We start from the raw sequence: 613 nt of genomic DNA, 5'->3' as shown, positions 1-613 counted from the left end.
TCTATTTTGTTTAATCATTCTAGCACGATTGATAAGAGCATAAAGGGCTTTACTTTCATCATTTAACATTCTTTCAAATGTTTTACTGTATCTATCCCCATCAAATTCAATACTTTTCCATTCTATAAGCTCTGCTTTGGCATTAGTGATAAAAGATATATATTTATCTCTTTGTTTATCATGTTTAATACCTGCACATAAAGGTTTAAGTGCTTCATCATACCAAATCACTTCTAACTTTTCTTCTTNNATGATTCTTAGTGCTACTTCTTTTCTATTTTGCATTGAATAGTCTTCATTTACGCTAAAATATTTTTGTTCATAATTCATCTGCAACATTTTATCAATTGCTTCTTTTTCACTATCAAAAGAATACTCAAATTCAACACCGCCCCTTTCTCCAATATAAACAGCTTCGTATTTATTATTATTAGGATTAAACCAAATTGTAAAATGATATTCCCCAGATGTATTATCATAATCACGCCAAGTTACATAGATTAACTTTTCTTCTTCTATAATTAATTCTGCTTGTTCTCTTGTCATTTTTTATCCTTTATTATTATATTTGTTTGATAAAACCTAATTGTATTAAGTTTTCTATGGAAATAGG

Annotated in this window: 1 protein-coding gene; it reads right to left on the bottom strand. The window is 27.7% G+C overall.

The window, feature by feature from the left end:
- A partial coding sequence (locus tag AJ930_RS08855) for a hypothetical protein (protein ID WP_070275224.1) occupies positions 1-546 on the bottom strand: 546 nt, incomplete at its 3' end.
- Positions 547-613: the final 67 nt, after the last annotated feature.

Source organism: Campylobacter sp. BCW_6871 (assembly GCF_001762325.1).
Taxonomy (GTDB): domain Bacteria; phylum Campylobacterota; class Campylobacteria; order Campylobacterales; family Campylobacteraceae; genus Campylobacter_D; species Campylobacter_D jejuni.
This window is presented reverse-complemented; position numbering and strand designations above follow the sequence as displayed.